Annotated in this window: 14 protein-coding genes and 1 tRNA gene; 7 read left to right on the top strand and 8 right to left on the bottom strand. The window is 42.0% G+C overall.

All coding sequences use genetic code 11. The annotated features are described in order from the left end of the window. Positions 1–763 (top strand): PD-(D/E)XK nuclease family transposase (locus NBH14_RS25995; RefSeq protein WP_250817879.1); only part of this gene is annotated, 763 nt, incomplete at its 5' end. A gap of 456 nt (positions 764–1,219) precedes the next feature. Here the strand turns inward: NBH14_RS25995 and NBH14_RS26000 are convergent. The 3 genes from NBH14_RS26000 to NBH14_RS26010 all read right to left on the bottom strand — a co-directional run bounded on the left by NBH14_RS26000 (position 1,220) and on the right by NBH14_RS26010 (position 4,836). Next, entirely contained in the window at positions 1,220–2,785 is a 1,566-nt protein-coding gene (locus tag NBH14_RS26000) for a M81 family metallopeptidase (RefSeq protein ID WP_186961663.1), read from the bottom strand. Between the two features lie 150 nt (positions 2,786–2,935). After that, positions 2,936–3,631 carry a response regulator transcription factor gene (locus NBH14_RS26005; protein WP_186961664.1) on the bottom strand — a complete coding sequence of 232 codons (696 nt, stop codon included), beginning with the start codon at positions 3,629–3,631 and terminating at the stop codon, positions 2,936–2,938. Continuing rightward, positions 3,628–4,836, bottom strand: a complete 1,209-nt coding sequence (locus tag NBH14_RS26010) for a sensor histidine kinase (protein WP_186961665.1) — start codon at positions 4,834–4,836, stop codon at positions 3,628–3,630. Before NBH14_RS26010 ends, NBH14_RS26005 begins: the two co-directional genes overlap by 4 nt. Before the next feature lie 150 nt (positions 4,837–4,986). On the opposite strand from NBH14_RS26010, the gene NBH14_RS26015 reads away from it, so the two are divergent. The 5 genes from NBH14_RS26015 to NBH14_RS26035 all read left to right on the top strand — a co-directional run bounded on the left by NBH14_RS26015 (position 4,987) and on the right by NBH14_RS26035 (position 12,372). Next, positions 4,987–5,586, top strand: coding sequence for a DUF3267 domain-containing protein (locus NBH14_RS26015; protein WP_186961666.1), 600 nt, complete (start codon positions 4,987–4,989; stop codon positions 5,584–5,586). A gap of 317 nt (positions 5,587–5,903) precedes the next feature. Beyond that, positions 5,904–9,266 (top strand): SusC/RagA family TonB-linked outer membrane protein, encoded by a 3,363-nt coding sequence (locus tag NBH14_RS26020; protein WP_186961667.1) that lies wholly within the window; start codon positions 5,904–5,906, stop codon positions 9,264–9,266. 27 nt (positions 9,267–9,293) lie between these two features. Then, positions 9,294–11,057 (top strand): SusD/RagB family nutrient-binding outer membrane lipoprotein, encoded by a 1,764-nt coding sequence (locus NBH14_RS26025; protein WP_186961668.1) that lies wholly within the window; start codon positions 9,294–9,296, stop codon positions 11,055–11,057. 141 nt (positions 11,058–11,198) lie between these two features. Then, positions 11,199–12,263 carry a 3-dehydroquinate synthase gene (aroB, locus tag NBH14_RS26030; RefSeq protein ID WP_186961669.1) on the top strand — a complete coding sequence of 355 codons (1,065 nt, stop codon included), beginning with the start codon at positions 11,199–11,201 and terminating at the stop codon, positions 12,261–12,263. 35 nt (positions 12,264–12,298) lie between these two features. Then, a tRNA-Pro gene (locus NBH14_RS26035) sits at positions 12,299–12,372 on the top strand. Positions 12,373–12,432: 60 nt separating this feature from the next. Here NBH14_RS26035 and NBH14_RS26040 read toward each other — a convergent pair. Both NBH14_RS26040 and NBH14_RS26045 read right to left on the bottom strand, forming a co-directional pair. Beyond that, positions 12,433–13,131: a response regulator transcription factor gene (locus NBH14_RS26040; RefSeq protein WP_009859806.1), complete on the bottom strand. Its 699-nt coding sequence runs from the start codon at positions 13,129–13,131 to the stop codon at positions 12,433–12,435. Beyond that, positions 13,128–14,480 (bottom strand): sensor histidine kinase, encoded by a 1,353-nt coding sequence (locus tag NBH14_RS26045; protein ID WP_186961670.1) that lies wholly within the window; start codon positions 14,478–14,480, stop codon positions 13,128–13,130. Before NBH14_RS26045 ends, NBH14_RS26040 begins: the two co-directional genes overlap by 4 nt. A gap of 116 nt (positions 14,481–14,596) precedes the next feature. Between NBH14_RS26045 and NBH14_RS26050 the strand changes: the two genes are divergently transcribed. Continuing rightward, positions 14,597–16,885: an outer membrane beta-barrel protein gene (locus NBH14_RS26050; RefSeq protein ID WP_186961671.1), complete on the top strand. Its 2,289-nt coding sequence runs from the start codon at positions 14,597–14,599 to the stop codon at positions 16,883–16,885. Between the two features lie 11 nt (positions 16,886–16,896). Here NBH14_RS26050 and NBH14_RS26055 read toward each other — a convergent pair whose 3' ends face one another. From NBH14_RS26055 to NBH14_RS26065, 3 genes are read right to left on the bottom strand one after another with little or no spacing between them, the layout of a single operon-like run. Continuing rightward, on the bottom strand, positions 16,897–19,299 hold the full coding sequence (locus NBH14_RS26055; protein ID WP_186961672.1) for a TonB-dependent receptor plug domain-containing protein: 2,403 nt from the start codon (positions 19,297–19,299) through the stop codon (positions 16,897–16,899). Next, positions 19,300–20,079, bottom strand: coding sequence for a FecR family protein (locus tag NBH14_RS26060; protein WP_186961673.1), 780 nt, complete (start codon positions 20,077–20,079; stop codon positions 19,300–19,302). Beyond that, the gene (locus NBH14_RS26065) at positions 20,060–20,578 is read right to left on the bottom strand and encodes an RNA polymerase sigma factor (RefSeq protein WP_186961674.1); all 519 of its coding nucleotides are present in this window, start codon (positions 20,576–20,578) and stop codon (positions 20,060–20,062) included. The genes NBH14_RS26060 and NBH14_RS26065 overlap by 20 nt, the downstream gene beginning before the upstream one ends. Positions 20,579–20,590: the final 12 nt, after the last annotated feature.

Below are 20,590 nucleotides of genomic sequence, written 5' to 3' on the forward strand. Positions count from 1 at the left end.
TCGCTCGGGGAACGCCTTAGCGGCAAGGGGCGCGAGCACGTGTCCCGACGAGCGAAAAAATTGTTGGAATGGATTCTTTTTTAGTGGATTATTTGGAAGTTATTATATATTACAGAATTGTCCCCAACATTATTTCTTTAACTGCGGATTTTATTATATTTGTCGACTAGTCTCTCGTCAGGGAGAGAGCGGAGCTGACTGGAAGTATAGCTTGCTTCCGGTATATGGCATCTACCTGTTGAACTTTAGTCTGCCTGAATTTCAGAGTTGGCGCACCGATGTGGTAATGGCCAATGAGGCGACAGGTAAAACTTTTGGCGAGGTCAAACTGAAACAGATTTATCTGTCGTTCGATCTGTTCAATCTAAGAGAAGAGGAATGCAAAACGCCTCTGGAGAATATGGTTTATATATTGAAGAATATGAATTTATTTGATATGTCTCCGTTTAAGGAGAAAAATGATGCTTTCAAACGCCTGCTTGATGTAGCAAACCTGAATGCAATGACTTCTCACGAACGGGCAGTTTACGATGAGAACCTGAAGATTTACCGTGACTGGCGCAATACGCTGGAATATGCGGTAGAGGAAGCAGAGGTGAAAGGCATGAAAAAAGGCAAGCTTGAAGGGATAGCCGAAGGGAAAGCCGAAGGGAAAGCCGAAGGACAACGTCAAATTGCTGCCAACTTAAAAAATCAGGGAGTTAATATTGAGATAATTGCCCAGTGCACCGGCCTGTCTGTTGAAGACATAAACGAATTGTAATCTATTCACACGATATTGAATCAGCAAAGTCCCGAATCATCGGAGTACTTTGCTGATTTTTTCTTGTATACCGGATATTAACAGTAAACCTATTGGAAACTAACTATCAATCTCTTTTCTATTAGTCTGAAACATATTACCTATAAATATAAAGATGGCTGTCGTTAAGCTTGTCGACGTAGGTCGTTAAGCTTACTGACCATTATCGAAAAACTTACCGACCTGGGTGAATAAGGCAGTTGATTGTTTCTTTTGTCTTAATAGGTTATTGATTTTTGAGTAGTTTATTATTGGAGAAGTGTTAGTAGGCAAAGGTGAACGGTTGCAGGTAACCATTCACCTTTTTGGCAAACCATTCACCCTGATAATTGCCGTTTAATGTGTTTTATTCCAGTTGTTTATTGACTAAAAGGTGACAGGTGAACGGTTTTTATGTCTTACTAACTATGTAGGTGTTTATCTTCCGTACAAATGTTTTGCCGAGGGAACAAATATAACATTCAGTTCCGGGTCCGGCATATCCGGGTCTAATGGGAACATAGGCCGGACGATGTTTTTATACGGAATGCTTTTGAAATCCTGATCCACTCCGCCGCGGGTCAGAGCCATCACCCAGTCTGCTTTCATATTATACCATTGGTTTACCAGGTAACCCTGTTTCACCATTACAATATCCATTTCACGGGGATCTATCCCGGTACCTTCCAGGTTGGGTGTGGGGGAAGATGTTCCCACGACGACATAAATACTTCCTGTTTTGATAATAGCGATATCGCTGCGTCTTCTGTATGGAGATTCGGAGGCCTGGTTCTGATCCTGAGCGGGGCTGACATATATTACCGTGCCGGATAACCAGACAGGAGGTTCATAAGCATTGTCCGTCATAGCTCCTACATATCCTTCTGCATGGCCGCCTACACCAGCCTTACGTGCGGCTTCAACCATCTCGCTTCCCGGAATAGAACAGTAAAGCAGGCTTTTGCCATTTGGAGATTGAAGTTCCGGACGTTTCAATACCCGGGCTAATGTCCATGTAACTTCGCCTGAACCGCCACCACCGGGATTGTCACCCATATCGCTGATAAAGAAAGGCTTCTTGTCGCTGGCCAGGGCCAGATCGAGACATTTTTCGAGCGGATGCCCCGGAGCTTCCAATGTGAACTGACGGCGGACATCCCAGAATTTTTGCGCCAGTTTCTTTGCGCCTGCTTCTACCTGTGCTTTGTCGTCACCGTAAACCATCACTACTCCCTGGTTGCGCCGGTCGTCTCCCCATACATAACCGATCCAGATACCTGCATCTATTACGCCCGGCATTGCTTCAACTTCGGGAACCATGGCATAAAGCGATTTGGCAGGTTCGGCACGCGTACTCGACCATTCTCCGGAAACTAATACCGGAACGGCTACCCATGCTTTATAAGCTGGACGTCCTTTACCGGAGGCTAGTCGATCCAGCAGATTGACTACGCCACGACGATGCGATTCACGTGAGTCATCGTGAGGGGCTTTGCGGTAAGTTGTAATCAGGTCGGAGTTAAGGGCTACGAGCCAGGATGCATTGCCATGAAGGTCCATAGTGGTCGTAACAAGAACGTCGTTACCGATAACGCTGCGGACTTTTTCCATAAACTCACCCTCCGGATCGGCAACTCCATCCACGCTGCATGCCCCGTGATTGTAAAACCAGAAAGCATCGTAAGGCATGTTCGCCTTTATTATTTCAAGCGCTTCGTTGACGAAGGCGTCGTATGATTCTTTCGTAACCGGTCCGCGGCCACCGCCACGGCCCATCAGGGAGGGAAGCCATGTTGCGGCCTGTCCCATGGCGGAATCCGGACTCAGATAATCCGGCAAAGTGAGCGGCCTTCCGACTATCGGTTGCCTGTTGGGCATAAATACGCTGTTCTCGATTTGTATACCGGCAACGCCGATACGTGGTTTCTGTTGCTGCGCGGCGGCATCGTTGGCGAATGACGCGACCAACAGGCAGAGACTCAGGAATAGGAAAACTTTCTTCATGGTTCGTTTAAATTTAATAGTATGACATAATAAAAATATATGGGATGTATATATGATTAAAATCAGGGTTAAACTTAGTGGAAATATATGAGAAATTATTCAAAGTCAGGAATATTTATTTGCCAATGCCTTGACTTCTTGCCTGGTAGGTCAGGATATCGTGATCATCAGACCGGTCCCCCTTATCGTTTTGATACTGACTTTTTCGTCTTGTGACAATAGTTTGCGGAGCTTAGTGACGAAGACATCCAGGCTGCGGGAAGCAAAGTAATCGTCTTCCGTATTCCAGAATTTGTCTAAAATGATTTCACGGCGGATAATTTCTCCCGGTTTACGAAATAATAGTTCCAGTATCCCGTTCTCACGGGGTGTCAGCAAGTGGCTGCTTCCGGAGATATGGCGCAAAGTCGCCTGTGCCGGATCCAATGTATATCCGCCTATTGTCCATGTCTGGTTTTTAACTTTTTCCGTATTCCCTTGCTTCATGCGGAGCAATGCGCGGACATGTGCATCCAGTTCTTCCGGCAGGAAAGGCTTTTTGACATAATTGTCCACTCCCAGTTCATACCCTTTTACCACGTCTTTCGGTGAAACACGGGCGGATGAGAAAAGGATCGGGAGCTCTCTGTCTGTCTCCCGGATACGGCGCACCATCTCGTAGCCGTCCATGACCGGCATTTCGATGTCGGCAACGATAATATCCGGTTTTACCTGCCGGTATTTCTCCAGGCCTTCTTTCCCGTTGCAGGCGATGATCACCTCATAACCGCCTATCATATCTTCCAATCCTCCCTGAATGATATAACTCAGGTTGGCATCGTCTTCTACTAATAATAATTTGATCATACTGTTGTTTCTTCTGTGGTGGATACTGGTAATGAGATGGTAAATTCACTGTATTTTCCTTCCTGGCTTTCGACGCTGACATAGCCGCCGTGCGAGCGGGTGACGTTCATGACATAATTCAGTCCCAGGCCGAAACCTGTAACACCGTCGGCAGCATTGCTCCGGTTGATCGAAGCCCGTTCGAACTTGTCGAATATATGGTTCTGTGCAGCAAGGGAAATACCGATCCCGTTGTCTTTTACCTTGATTTGTGTGAATTGGTTATACCGGCAGGAAGTGATTTGTATCTCGACCGACTCCCCGGAATATTTGATCGCATTGTCTATCAGGTTGCTGACAGCCTCTTTCAGATATTCTTCATCCGCAAATATATCTTTCGCATCTATGTTTAACCGGAAAGTGACGGTTTTATTCGTCTTGGCAGTGAATAACTGTGTCAGTTCCTCCAACATCGGGCGGATAGGGATCAGGCTTTTTTCAAGCAGTAATTGCCCGTGTTCCAGCTTGGAGATGGTCAGCACTTTGTTGGTCAGGGCCAGCAGGTGTTGTGCTTCTTCTTCCAGGATGTCGAAGTATTTCTCTTTCTTTTCCGGTTTTCCGTCCAGCTTTCCGCTTCGGAGGATACGGGCACCCATCAGGATCGAGCTGAGAGGTGTTTTCATATCGTGGATCATCGCGTAGGAGAAGTCTTCCCGTATTCGTGCGATCTCGTCCTGTTGTTTGATAATTTTGATTTGCTTCCGGATACAGATCAGAAGAATCCCCAGTGCAATAGTCGTTCCGAAGAAAAAGTAGAGCAGCTTGCCGATAGAGCCTGCCCGCGGATTTCTTATGTAAGCTCGTATTCCCTGTGTGTCATTGATTGGAAAAACAAAAGTGTGTTGTTTGTTGAATAAGTCATTGTAATCAGTGAAATAGCGGATGCTTTCCCGTTGAACAATATCGGGGCTGTTCAGGAAAACCGTATCTATGCGGAATGCCAGTTTGTCGAGATGGTATTTGTCGAGTTCCTCCCGGAAGAGGGTCGGGAGGTTTTTTGTTTTGTTTGTTTGGTAACGTTCGGTGGCGTGGCAGAAGGATTCGTGTATCTGTCGTGCCAGTTGCTCTTTGGTCAGTGAATAACTTCGCCCGATCCATTGTCCCATTAGGAAAAGGACAATTAAAGAGGCGGCGGCTGTTAATATAATGTAGAATGATTTCGTCATAATACTTTGATTTCGTTGACAAAGATAGGCATTTTCGTTTTTCCGGCATCCTCCCTTTTTATCTTAACGTAAAGATAACGTTGAGATAACATTCTGTTTCTTTACTCTCCTGTATCTTTGCGGTATAGAAATCAAATAAAAACAAACGATATGGAAACAAAAGAAAAGAATTTGGAAGAATATTCTCACCCGGAAGGGGTAGAAGTGAAAGTGAGTGCGGCCCGGGCAAATATAACGATATTGCTCAATCTGTTCTTTTTTGTCGTAGGCGGAGTTATATTGTTCAACTATATTTGGGGAGATGGCTCGAGTTATGGCGCCGGATATGAACTGGGAAACACTGTCAGGCTACAGGCTTTATCTATAAAAGGTACAATTATTATGGCTCTTTGTTATATAGTATATACCTTGCTTCAATATGGTCTGCTGTATTGGTTTACCGGAAAAGATCGCCGGGCGCTCCATTGGAACACGGACTGGAAGACATTAGGATTTCTGGTGAAGAAACCGCTACTTTTGAAATATTACCGGATAGCGTTGCTGACTCCGTTTGTTCTAATTGGTTTACTTCCTTTTATACATGGTCTTTGTACAGGAAATGATGTCTGCTTTTTTATTGGTGTCTTCTGTGTTGTGGGCAGCGGCGCCGATTGCTATTATTTCTGGAAACTTCGTTCTTTCAATGGCAACGATAAGATAGTGGATGGAAATGAGTCGCTGAGCGCTACTATTATAAAAGGTAGCTATTAATAACGTTAGTAAATATAAAACCAAAATCAGATAGACACACGAGTTTTTATAGAGAGGGCACTTTGTTAAAAGAAGTGTCCTTTTTGTGTAAATATTGGTTTAATTTATTTATTTGATATGTGCTTTTGATATTCTTGCTGTTGTGTTAATAATTTAAAATATGGTAAAAACAATAGGTATGTATTTAATAAATATGAAAAAATAATTATATTTGCATCATTCAGATGTAGTAAAAGGAGATTTTGAGCGAGTGTTTTTTTATTTCAGTGCGAGTTTATTTTGTTTATTATTTATTTTGTTAACGTAACTAGTATTAAATGAAAACCTATTACCGATTACAATTGGTTTTGGCTGCTTTCGCTCTGTCGTTCCCGGGAAGTATGATGGCAGAACTGGCTCCCAAAAGTGGTATCGAAGCCGTAGCGCAGCAAAGCGGACGGATTACAGGTACAGTCATGGATGAACTGGGCCCCGTTATCGGAGCAGCAGTTGAAGTTAAAGGAACCCATAACGGTGTAGTGACCGATTCTGATGGTCACTTTACGCTATCAGGTTTAAAAAAGGGGGCTATTATCCGAATAACCTATTTGGGGTATGTAGCTCAGGAAATTCCTTATACAGGACAAGCTACATTAGATGTCACGCTGGTTGAAGATTCCCAGGCTTTAGGAGAAGTGGTTGTGACCGCTTTGGGTATTGCTAAGGAAAGTAAAAAATTGGGGTACTCAGTAACCACGATCAAATCAGACGATTTGATCAAAGCGGGTACTCCAAATTTTGCTACAGCTTTATATGGTAAAGCCTCCGGTGTGCGAATTCAAAACACGCAAGGTGGTGCTGCCGGTGGTGTATCCATTACTGTTCGTGGTTTGTCTTCCATCAATGGAAATACACAGCCGCTGGTTATCTTAAATGGCGTGCCTATCCGTAACGGTAATTCCGGTACAGGTAGCAGTAACAGTTCCGATTTCTCTAATATCGGATTGGGTAGTACACAGATGGGGAGTGTGCGTTCCAATGGTTTGACCGACATCAACCCCGAAGATATCGACCAGCTAACCATCCTGAAAGGTGCTGCCGCTACTGCTCTTTACGGTTCGGAAGCTGCTAACGGTGCTATCATTATCACAAGCAAGAAAGCCAAAGGTGCTGGCGTTACTGTAGACGTTAACGCTACATTTCAGGCTAATATAGTTGCTTATGTTCCTGAAATACAGACTACATATGGCCCTGGTACAGGTAATGCCGACTGGACGGCAGATATGATAGCAAACGGTGGTTTCAGAAAAGATGCAGCAACCGGCAAATTGTATCCTGCTTATAACTCTTATCAATGGGGGCCTGCTTATGATGGCAGGGAGGTATTGTATATCGACGGATCAACCCGCGCATATTCTCCGATTTCTTCGAATCCGTGGAAACAATTGTTCCGTACCGGTACTGACCAGACTTACAACATCGCTATCAATCAAGGTAGTGAAAATTCCTCCAACCGTTTCTCTTATACAACACTGTTGGAAACTCCTACAGCGTTGACCGGTTCGTATAGCAAACACAATTTTAGTTTGGTGGGTAATTTGAAGTTCAATGACAAACTGTCCTTGGATTATACAGCCAACTATATTTCTCAACATGTAGTAAACCGTGCGCAGGCTTCTATCGGTATGTATGGAGGTTTCGATAACATGTTCGGTGCATTCCTGGATATCCCTTTAATGAAACAAATGTATAAGACAAGCCTGGGTTATAAAAATGACGATAAAGGTTCCGGTCCGACTCCTGATGAGGCTTTCAAATATGGTTCGGACGGTAGTTTTACAAAAGGTGTGCGTGATATCTTGTGGGATACCAATGAACATGAGAGCGATGAACTGGAGCAACGTTTGATAGCCAGTGTGGCTCCGACCTGGAAAATCTTTCCGTTCCTGACTGCTAAAGGACGTCTTTCCACCGATTACACTTCTTCGAAAATGACAGATAAAAGTAATACGACATTCCCTTCCGCGGCCAGTACAAGTGAATCCAGCGGTAGCTATTCTACTTTGTCTAAGTTTTATCAGGTGACTTATGGTGATATCATGTTGATGTTTGATAAACGGTTGAATGACAAATTCAATTTAACAGCCGCTGTAGGTTGGCAGGCTCGTTCTGAAAAGATGAACAGTTTGCAGGTTGGAACAAACGGTGGTTTGATGATTGAAAATACATTTATGATCGGTAACTCCTATAAGACGATCAATATTGGTAATGACAACGAACGCAATATGGAGTTACTGAAAACTGCCTGGTTGGAAACAATCGGCCTTTCTTATAATGATTTTTTATTCCTGGATTTGACAGGGCGCCAGGAAAAGTCTTCTACGCTGCCCAAGAATAGCCGTAGTTATTTCTATCCTTCCGGAAGTTTGAGCTTTTTATATACCGAAGCTTTCAGAGACAACATGCCTTCCTGGTATAGTTATGGTAAACTTCGCGCATCTTATGGTATTGTAGGTAATGCCCCGGAGGCATATGCTGCTAATATGGCGTATACATTTGGTAGTGGTCCGGGCTGGAGCTACAATCAGGTCCCGAATAATTTGGGTAACGAAAACCTGAAGCCTGAGAAGACAAAAGAGTTTGAAATCGGCATCGAAAATAAATTTTTTAATAACCGTGCAGGTTTCGAAGTTTCTTATTACAATAAGAAAATTACTGATATGTTGTTGAAAACAGCTTTGGCTCCGTCCAGCGGTAGTGAGACTATGTGGGTGAACTCAGGTGTCATGAGTAATAAGGGAATTGAAATTTCAGCTTATGGTACACCAATCGAAACGAAAGATTTCAGCCTGGAATTGAAAACCAACTTAGGTTTCAACAAGAATAAGATCGAATCTTTAGTGGAAGGTATTAATTTTATTGAAACAGGTGATTTTGCCAGCAAAGTCGGTAAGAACTATTCTTATGTAGGACGTCCGATGGGTGATTTCCTTGCTGCTATTAATCAAACAGTGGAAGATGGCCCGTATAAAGGTCGTAATATTGTTAATGCGGATGGTAATTATGTGATGTCACAAGACTATGAGTTTGTCGGTAATGCTATGCCTAAAGTTGTCGGCGGTTTGGGTATTACTGTGGCTTACAAGCGCTTTGTATTGGATGTTATGACTGACTTCCGTTTTGGCGGCTATATCGCTAACGACTGCTATCGCTATACCATGGCGACCGGTGTTAATCCTGAAACAGAACATCGTGAAGGTGAAGGATTCTTACCTTATACTTATAACAATGGTCTTACTGCCCAGACTGGTATAATCCTGGATGGTGTTGTTTCTGACGGAAACGGAGGATGGAAAGAAAATGACAAAGTAATCGCTTATGAAGATTATATCCAGTCGAAGAATGCTTGGGGAACAGCTCCGGGAGTGCCAAATGGTACGTATCAATTCTTCAAGAATAATTGGTGGAAACTCCGTGAAGTTGCTTTGTCTTACAACTTCTCGAAAGATCTGATTAAACATGCTGCGATAAAGAACCTGACTTTGTCGGTATTCGGTCGTAACTTATTCTACTTCCATAAATCTATACCTAACTTCGATCCTGAAACGAGTAATGGTACAGACTGGAAGAGCCAGTTGAGTATTGGTGGTTCTGCCTCTCCGACACGTTCGGTGGGTGTTTCTCTGCGCGCAACTTTTTAATCACAATACAATTAATACGTGGAAAATATGAAAAAAATATTTCTATATTCGGCTTTGCTGGCAGCGATGGTTACATTTAATGGTTGTAGCGAAGATGATTTTGACAGCAAATATAAAGATCCGTCAAAGGTTTCAGAGGTGACATTGGATAAAATGATGTCCGGATGTATGCTTAGGGCCAACGATTGGGCTTGTTCTACTTATGGACGTTATTTCGGTTATGATCCTCAGTTGATGGGGAAATTATCCAACTCTTTAGGATTTACTTTGAGCGGAAGTGTTTATTATCATGATGAATATGAGGATTTCGGACAGCCTTATAACAACTATCCGTCGATGGTGACCGATTTCAAGAAGATGCAAGAGGTATATGATGCACTGCCTGAGGAAGAGAAGCCAAAAAATGAAGGGTATTTGTTGGCTGCTGAAACTCATCTGTACGGTATGATGATTTTCATATTGAGTGAATACAACGATATTCCTTTCAGTGAAATTGGTCTGGTAGCTCTTAATGGCGATGTCTCTTATGCCAATCCTCATTATGAAGATGGTCAGCAATTATTTGAAATGATCCTGGACAGGCTGGGTGAAATCGACAAGAAATTTGCAACAATAGAAAAGCCCTCTGCTTTTGGCGGACAAGACTTTATCAACAAGGGTGATATGATGTTATGGCGTCGTTATGTAAACTCTCTCCGTTTGCGTGCAGCTTTGCGTGTGTCTACACAAGGTCCTCTGGCTTCAAAAGGGCAGGCTATTTTGAAAGAGATTTTGGAAGGTGATTATCCGATTGTAGAGGATATTGAACAGAATATCAAGATTGCACGTCAATCTTCCGGTCCGTTGGATATTGAAGGCGGATCAGGTTTTGACTGGCATAACCTGCAAACCGGAAGTGCTGAGATGATCAACCGTATGCAAAAAGCCGGTGACGGTGGTGTATGGGTAGAAGGGCTGGATGACCCTCGTTTGCCATTGATGTACTGTATGGCAACCGCTAATGGTGAACAACCGACTGATAAAGAAAGTGAAGTGGTAGTCGGTGATCCTCTAAAGACTGGTATTGCTTTTCCGACTGTATTCCGGGGGGCTTCTGCTAATACTGATTATGATACTTTCACCGATATGTTCTTTACTCGTTTGAACAGAGGTTACTATTCCCGTGTACGTAGAAACGGATTCTTCTGGGGTAACAAAAACTGGGATCATCAGATCATTTCTTCTTTTGAAATTCAGTTTATTAAAGCTGAAGTTTACCAGCGTGGCTGGGTGGCCGGAGATGCAAAAGCCGCTTTCAAAGAAGGCATCAGGCAGTCTATTAAGTTTATGTTCAAATACCAGAATGGTCGTTCTGTAACGGAAACGGATAATGGTGACAGTGACTATTTGAATGGTAAACAACAACGTTACGTGATTAATCCGGATCAATCTGTTTACGATGATGCCTGGATCGATCAGTTTGCTGAAGCAAGATGGTTAACCCATATTGACGGAACTCCTTATGCCGGTGGTAATCTGGAAGCAGTCCTGGAGCAAAAATGGGTCGCATTCAGTTATCTCTATTGCGGTGAACAATGGTGTGACTTGCGTCGTACGGGTTATCCACGGATGTATTACGAAAAAGATCACGATGTAACAGCCGTTACTCCTTATCCTTGTAACCGTTTACGCTATATTGCTAAAGAACGTAGTTATAATATTCACTTCCAGGATGAAGTGGGTGCATATGACAATTATTCGGATGTCTTATTCTGGGCAAAAGCAGATTGGCATGACGGACCTACCTGGTAGGATTTTCTCTAAGTGAAAAGATAAAAGCCGGCTAACTCATGTGGGATAGCCGGCTTTTTTGTTGTTTTGATATGCGCTGATCTTTGATAATCGAATAACAAATAATACCTTTGTAACCTAAGAAGCAAAATAATAAAATATATGGTCGAACAAAAAGTGGTGATCAGTAAGGATTTGAAAGCTGATTTACAGGCATTCCTTGCTGCACTGAATTACGATAAATTGTTTATTCTTACCGATACAAATACACAGGAAAAGTGTTATCCGCTGATACAGGATGTGCCGGCAATCAAAGAGGCTCCGGTAATAACTGTCGATGCCGGCGATACGCATAAAGGCTTGGAGGCCTTGTCGAATATCTGGATGCGCCTTTCCAATGAAGGGGCTTCCCGTAACTCGCTGTTGGTGAACCTGGGTGGTGGCATGGTGACGGATATGGGCGGTTTTGCCGGTGCTACTTTCAAGCGCGGGTTGAAGACGGTCAATATCCCTACAACACTGATGGCCTCGGTCGATGCTGCCGTGGGAGGTAAGACTGGTATTAATTTCAACGGATTAAAGAACGAAATAGGTTCTTTCTATCCGCCGGAATGCGTGTTTATCGATTGTGAATTTCTTCGTACGCTGGATAGGGATAACCTGTTATCCGGCTATGCGGAAATGATTAAACATGCGCTGATCAGTTCGATGGATACCTATGCGACAGTTATGTTGTTCGACCTCGACCAGAAGATGGATTATGCATTCCTGAATAAGATGGTGGCGCAATCGGTTGCCGTTAAGGAACGTATCGTGGCAGAGGACCCGAAAGAACACGGTGTCCGCAAGGCTTTGAACTTCGGCCATACGATTGGACATGCCTACGAAAGTCTTTCTTTCAAAAAGAACCTTCCTCTATTGCATGGTCATGCGGTGGCTGCCGGTATCGTGAGCGAGTTATACCTGTCCCACAAGCTATGCGGTTTCCCTTCGAGCAATCTGAGCCAGGTTATCCAGTATATCAAAGAATATTATCCGGCTTTCGTCTTTGATTGCAAAGAATACGAAACTTTATATGAACTGATGACCCATGATAAGAAGAATGAAGGTGGTATAATCAACTTTACCCTTTTGTCTAAAATCGGTGAGGTTCAGATAAATCAGGCAGTGACAAAAGACAAAATACTGGAATCATTAGATTTTTACCGCGAAAGTTTTGGCATATAAAGGAAAAATCTTACCTTTGCAGCCGTAAAGAAAAACGGGATGTAGCTCAGCCCGGTAGAGTACGCGTCTGGGGGGCGTGTGGTCGCAAGTTCGAATCTTGTCATCCCGACAATTACTGAGCGGAAAGGGAGTTAAGTTTTATGCTTGACTCCCTTTTTATCTTTCTGCTCTACTTATCCACCAACATTAATCCTACCCCTCTTATCGTTTTTATCAATACAAGCGGGTCATCTTCCAGGAGTTTTCTAAGTTTTGCTATAAAAACATCTAATGTACGTGATGCAAAATAATCGTCTTCTGTATTCCAGAAACGGCTGAGGATTGCTTCCCGTTTTATTGTTTCATTTTTGTTTTCTGCCAGAAGTTGCAGGATTTGTGCTTCCCGTACGGTCAGTATTTTCTTCTCGTTTGTCTCATCATTCCGGAGGGAAGCATGTTCTGCATCCAGCGTATAACGGCCGATTTTGTAAAATCCGCTTTCATTCCGTGTCTTTGTACCCTCCTTCATTTTTAGTAATCCATGAATATGGGCATCCAGTTCATCGGGAACAAAAGGTTTTTTGATGTAGTTGTTTACACCTATTTTGTAGCCTTCCCTCACATCTTTGGGGGAAGTCAGGGCGGAAGCGAATACGATTGGAGTATCGCCGTCTGTTTCACGGATGCGTTCCACCATCTGGAAACCATTCATGACAGGCATGTCGATATCCGAAATAATAATATCCGGATGATGCTGTTGCCAGGCTTGCAAACCTTCCATGCCGTTGCCGGCGGTTATGACTTCGTATCCTCCGATGATATCCTGTAATCCGCTTTGTATGATATAGGATAAAGTCGGGTCGTCTTCTACTAAAAGTAACTTTATCATGATGCTGTTGTTTTTCGTGGAATATATAAGGTAAATTCACTGAATTCGCCTTCCAGGCTGTTTACTATCACTTTTCCTTCATGGGCTTCCATCACCTGATAGACATAATTCAGTCCCAGGCCGAATCCGGTTGTTCCGCCCGATTTTGTACGCAAAGATGCAGAGGCGCGTTCGAACTTGTCGAAAATTGTTTTCATATCCTTTTCGGAGATTCCGATACCGTTATCCCGTACTTTGATAAGCGTATATTTATCTGTTACCTGTGAACTGATATCTATATTGACAGATTCTCCGGAGTATTTGATGGAGTTATCCAGCAGATTACTGATGGCTTCTTTTATAAATTCATCATCGGCATATGCCGTATCTGCCTGGAGATTAATTGTGATATGTACCGGCTTGGTCGCCTTTGTGGTGAACTTCTCTTTTAAGTCGGTCATCATTGGTTGCAGTTCAAAGGTGGATTTGGCCATTTCCAGTTTATGATTTTCCAGTTTGGAAAGAGTTAACACTTTATTGGTCAACATTAACAGATGGTCTGATTCGTTTTCTATGATGGTGAAGTATTTCTCTTTTATCTCCGGTTTATCGTCCAGTCGTCCGCTATGCAGGAAGTTGGCACACATGATGATGGAACTGAGCGGGGTTTTCATATCATGTATCATGGCGTAAGAGAAATCTTCTCTCATCCGGGCTATCTTATTTTGTTTGCTGATGATTTTTATCTGGTAAAGAATACAGTAGACAACAAAGACCATGATAAGACCTGTTGCAACCAGCAACAGCCCCATCTGACGGAAAACAGCCCAGTAAGGATTGATTAAAACAGCCTGAAGTCCCTGGCTATTGTCTGATTTGATGAATGTTATATCTGTTTGTAATGCCTGATAATCATGCGAAAATTGAAAATCAGGAACAGAACTGTTTAGAACAGAACCTGTGGAGTCGACCAGGTTGCAGGTTGTCTGTGTGTGGATATTGGCTTGCCCCAACTGGACCTGGTAGATAGAATCCAGTTTATCCAGTGCAACAGGCACATGAAGAAGAGTATCCATTGTTTCTTGTATAAACAGATAAACTTTATTGACTGCATAATCACTGTAGTCAATATTGTCACTTAGATCCATGTGAAAATTTTTCTCGATCGATACATCATTACCGTCTTCATCCGTATAGTTATCCATTCTTATATGTAATTCAGTCGTGATGGCGGTCTTAAATAATTCATTACTTTTCTTGATTGTTTCATTCCTGACGGTCGAGTAGGTCGTGAACAGCCAGATACCCTGTAAAGCCAATATGGCCAGTAATCCGCACAGAGTGAGTATTTTAATCGGTCTATTATTCATGTTTCGTCATCCCTTTTTTCCCGTTAACCTAACATTAACCCGGCATTAACCCGGTCCGGGAATGTCTTGTTTTACTTTTGCTGCATCAAAGGTAAAGAATTTAAAATAGAGAGAATATGATACGTAAATGTTTTTTATTAGCAGCCGGTATATTGCTTATCAGAATGATGGCAGATGCGCAAGATGTTAAAGGTAAAGTTGTTGATGCCTCACAGGCACCGGTCGAATCAGTAACCGTAGTGATGCAGACCATCGATTCTACATTTGTGGATGCTGTCATAACGGATATAGACGGTAGCTTTATGCTGAAACAACATCCGGATAAGTATCGTTTGATTTTTCAGCATTTATTATATCAAACCCAAATAAAAGAATATTCAGGGGAGGATGCAGGAATCATAATGATGCAGGAACAGGATTATGCACTGGATGAGGTCGTGATAAAAGGTGAACGTCCGCAGGTAAAGGTTGAAAACGGAGCGTTGGTTTATGATGTGTCAGTATTGGCTGAAAAATCGACAGTCAGCAATGCGTATGAGTCCATTCTGCGTCTGCCGGGAGTTATGGAACAGAATGAAAGTATCAGCCTGTCCGGTGCCGGTAATGTAACGGTCATATTGAATGGAAAACCTTCTTCCATGACGAATGACCAGTTAGTCAATTTATTGAAAAACATGCCTGTATCTAATGTGGCGAAAGCAGAAGTGATGTATAATGCACCGGCAAAATATCGTGTCAGGGGAGCTGTGATTAACCTGGTCCTGAAAAACACGAAATCGGAAGAACCGTTTGTACGCGGTGAGGTGGGAACGGAGTACATGCAGGCCCGTTATGCCAATGGAAGCGGACATGCGAATCTATCCTTTGTGGGAAAGAAACTATCGGCTGATATTCTTTATTCTGCCGATTATCAGAAAAGGATTATTGATAATGATATTATATCTCATCATAAGATCGGAGATATAATATATGATATAGAACAATATAATAAGGGAGAACGTCGCGGACTGACCCATAATATGCGCGCCGCATTGGATTATCAGTTATCGGAAAATGATCATCTGAATATGGCTTATACTTCTGCAATCACTCCAAACAGGAAGGCTGTGGAAAAGTCTTCAGGCAATTTTTCCGAATCCTCTAATAGCAAAATGGGAGATGAACAAATGCATAATGTAAATGTGGATTATACTTCTTCCCTGGGTTTGAATGTCGGTCTCGATTATACCTATTATAATTATCCGTCCACTCAGGATTATATAAATAAGACAGAAAGTTCCGAGCAATTGTTTCTGGCTGATGCCAGCCAGACAATTAACCGTTGGAATGTATATGCCGGACAGACCCATAATTTACCTTCTGATTGGGAGTTGAATTATGGTATCAACTTTACATTTGCCAAAGATAAAAGCTCGCAAATCTATCGTCCGCAGGATGGTTCCGATATGTCGGGGCTGAATACCTGTACAGATCTGAAAGAAGAAACGTATAATTTCTATGGTGGTGTTGAAAAGTCTTTCAATGACAACCTTTCATTATCTCTGTCTGTTGCCGGAGAGTATTATAAATTAATGAATTATAAAAAGTGGGCCGTTTATCCTGCGATGCAGTTAAGCTATGCCCTTTCCGACAGCCATATTTTCCAGTTGGGATTTTCTTCCGATAAGACGTATCCGGAGTATTGGACTATTCAGGAATCTGTTAGTTATATGAATGGGTATGCAATGCTTTTGGGGAATCCGGGGTTACGGCCGTCTACCGATTATACGGCAGAACTGACATATGTTTTGAAGAATAAGTATATGTTTAATGTATATTATAGCTACATAAAAGATTTGTTTAATCAATTGGCTTACCAAAGCCCGGACAAACTAGCATTGATTTACCAGACAATTAATTATGATTATGAAGAGAATTATGGTGCAACGGCAACAATTCCTTTCTCTGTCGGCGGTTTCTGGAATTCTCAGATTACGTTGGACGGATCTATCCTCAAAGATGTTTGCGATTCGTTTCATGCTATTCGCTTTAAACGGACAAAATTCCGGGGAATCGCAATGATGAACAATACCTTCAAGCTCTTTTCGGAACCGGATATTCGTCTGGAACTGAATAGTATGTATGTTTCGTCTTTTATACAGGGTATATATGATGTTTCTCCCATCTGGAAGATAGACGCCGGTTTGAAATGGACTTTTGCCGGTAAGAAAGCTGAATTGAAATTGAAAGCGAATGATCTGTTCGATTCATTCAATCCGGATACCAAAATAAATTATAAAGGCCAGAACCTGATAATGAATCAGAGACGTGATAGTCGGAACATTTCAGTTTCGTTCGTTTATAAGTTCGGTGGCTATAAAGCTAAAGAACATAAATCGGTCGATACTTCCAGATTTGGATTTTGACGGAGGTTTGATTAGAATTCTATCGTTTTCTTTTCCCTTTCATTTTTAATGACAGCGTTTCGTTCCAGGGGTTTACTGTAACCCTGGTCGAAACGCAAACTGATTTTTACCAGGAACATGTTGTTGTATGATTTCAGGTGGCGCGAAGTATTTTCCTTGTAAAGCGATGTTTCCAACATTCTCTGCTGGTTATATCTGATACCTGCTGAAATGGGCGGAATGTAGGAGAGCGCAACAGATATCCGTTTATTCCAGAATAGCTTGTTTGCGGATATCAGCCAGTTGTCTTTATCGGTCATTTGGTATCCCTGGCTGAGGATTTGCTTTTTCATATTCCGGTAATATCCGACCTGAATACCAAACGATTTGGCAGGGTGGTAATAACTTATTTCTGAGTTGGCAAGCCATCCGTCCGGCCTTGTTCTGATTTTGGCGTTCAATGCTTCTCCGAGGTAATATGTCACTCTGTTTTTGAATCGGATATAATTGCCGAAAGGCTGATCATAAGTGATTTGCAAACTATATTCTCTTGTGTTTATATTACAGAAAGACCTGTATAACTTATGTCCTTTTTCGATATATAACTCGCTGATCTCATCATGGACATAATTGAATGCAGGGGTAATTGTTATCCGGTTACCTAATGAAATGCGGGCGGAAACATTATGCCGGATGGCTGATTTCAGTTCAGGATTTCCTATTTGTGTCAGGAACGTATCGATTACCAGACTCATAGGGCTGAGCTGGTATAATAAAGGATAATGCTGATTAGTTGAATAACTGGCATTTATGTTTATGTTTTTATTGATGCTGATGTTGGCCTGTATGTAAGGCAGAAACCGGGTATAATTACTTTTTATATCCCTGTCATATGAGCTTATATGCTCGATGGCAGCCCCGAATTTAGTCTGTATTTTCGTTGAAGGACTAAATTTCATGTAGGCAAATACTTTATTCCGATATTCCCGGTAGTCCAAAAAGCCCCTGCCGTGACTACTCTCCGAACCATACATTCTCCAGGCATTGGAATATCCTAAGTTCATCGATATCTGGGACGATAACGAATATTTTCCTTCGACATTAAATAACGTATGGTTTTTATACTCGTTGTATGTATCCTGGATTATATAGTTCGATGCATCGTTCTGGTCGTATTGGTTTTTTATATCATTGTAATAATAGTTGTATGAAAAATCGCTATATAACCGGAAACGTTCGCTAAACTGTCCCTGATAATACAGTGTGCCGACAAATGTGTAATCAGATGTGGCAGTTTCTGTTGAATTTTTGATCGTGCGCCGGTCATTGTTACTTATATCCGTACGTTCCATGGTATATATCTGGTTTGTTTCTGTTCTGCCGGATACATAATCACCTTGGATGCCAACCGTTTGCGCCGGAGTGATTTGGTAACTGACTCCGGCCGTTATGGTATTATTTTTATGCTCATACAGGTCATTGGGTGTGTTTTCCGGCATCTCTGAAATAAGTTCTACACCTCTGTATATTAAATTTTTGGATACAGGTAAGTCTTGGTTTTCCTTGTTATGAGAATAGGTTGCATAGAAATTTATTTTGTCATAGGCATAACTCATTCTGATTACTGGTTGGTTCAATATCAGCCGTTTGCTGTTGTTTATACCCGAAAGGCCGACGGCTGAAAAATTAGAGGCGTAGATGTCATATCCCCGGTAATCTTTTTTCAGGATAATATTGATAATGGCTGTATAGTCATCGGATATGAAACGGCCGGACGCTCCATTGATCACTTCAACGGCATGTATTCTGTCGGGTGACATATATTTTATATGATCCTGCGATTGTTGTATTCCGTCTACTAACAGTAATATATTCTTACTGTCGCTTACTTTGAGGGTATTGGTTGCTTTGTCGAGATAGATCCCGGGTATTTTATGCAATAGTTCTTCCGTATTGTTTATTCCTCTACGCATATCAGGAGTGATGGAGTAACTGTTGCAGTCTACTTTATGGCGAACTTCATCTGCTGTGATAATTGTTTCGGGAAGTATGAAAATTAGTGTGTCTTCGGTTTTCTTGCCGGGTGCAGTTCCGGTGAAAACAAATTGTCTGTGAGGTTTGAATGGCTTTGTTACCGTATTGCTTTCCGGTACTTGCCTGTCTAACGGAATGATGATATATACATGATTTATTTTTTCGACTTTGAACGGTTTATTGTTTAGCAGATAATAAAGGGCGTCTTCCGGATTTTTAAATGTTTTCGAGACGGATATATTATAAGCGGATAACGCTTTGTCATCAAACGATATTTCCATTCCAAGCATTCCTAAAACAGTGTTTAGAGGTTTGTTGGAAACAGTAAGCTGCATTTCCTGTGAAAATGCAGCGATTGTACTTATCAACTGTATGAAAATGATGACTATTGACCTTTTCACTTATTCTATGCTGAATTTGATTCCAAAAGGTTTTCCTATAATTTCGAGTATCATATCAGGTTTTGTGGCCCTGCTAAAATTACCAGTATAGACATGTCCCGGAGGAATGTCTGCTTTGACCCGAATATCATACTGACGTTCTATTTCATTGATCACTTCAACCAGTGGTACTCCTTCAAAAACAAATTTGTCTTCTATCCATCCGATTGACTGACCGGCATTGATATTTTCTTTAATGGTCAGTTTACCGTTATGATAGGTCAGTTGCATATCCGGGGCGAGGGTGGTCGTTTCATTATGGGTTGTCACTTTTACTTTGCCGGTCAGACAGGTTACACGATAGTTGCCTGGCCGTGAAAATATATTGAAACTTGTTCCTAATACATTCACTTTATTCTGATTTGATTTTACAGAAAAACGTTTTCCCTGTTTTACTTCGAAAAAGGCTTCTCCTTCAAGTTCAATATTTCTCGATATAATCCATTGGTAAGGTTTATAGGTAAGCCGGCTGTCGGCATTGAGGTTTACTTTTGAGCCGTCAGGAAGTGTGACAGCAAGATGCGATCCCCGTTTCGCAATTTCGGTCACGGTGTAAGATTGAGAGATTACGGACCCGGTCAGGATAATGGCAACAAGGAGCACGGCTGCATATTTCCAGCATGGGATATGCCGGTTTTTTATTGAAGATGGGGTATCTTCAAGGCTGGCAAAAGCTTCATTCCAGATATCTTCCTTGCTTTTGCTCCATTGGGGGATTATTTTAATATTGTCCGGTTTCATTTTTAGTTTCCGTTAATAATACTTTCTTTAGAAATTGCAATGCGGAATTCATCCGTTTCTCAACCGTTTTAATACTTATATCAAGGAGTCCTGCAATTTCGTGATATTTTAATTCATCGTTCCGGCTCATCAGGAAAACGATGCGTTGTTTTTCGGGCATCTGTTCCAGAGCTCTGGCATAGGATGTGGCAAGTTCCTTGAAAAGTATCTCCTCTTCGGGAGACAAACCTGATGCGTCATTGTGTATCATATCCTGCTCAAAATGATTCCGGCTTGTTTCTTTCCGATAAGAACTTATCACCATTTCATTCGCCATTTTATATAAAAGGGCTTTCAGGTTATTATTATGTAACTGTTCTTTTTTCTCCCATATTTTCATAAATATCTCTTGCGCTATATCAGATGCCATATCAGTATCGCTGCAACGATAAAATATGAAACTCCGGACAGCATCAAAATATGTATCAAATAAGAGTTTAAACTCCTTTTTACTCAACATTTAGCGAACAGT

The sequence above is a fragment of the Parabacteroides caecihominis genome (genome assembly GCF_023656785.1).
Lineage (GTDB): Bacteria > Bacteroidota > Bacteroidia > Bacteroidales > Tannerellaceae > Parabacteroides > Parabacteroides segnis.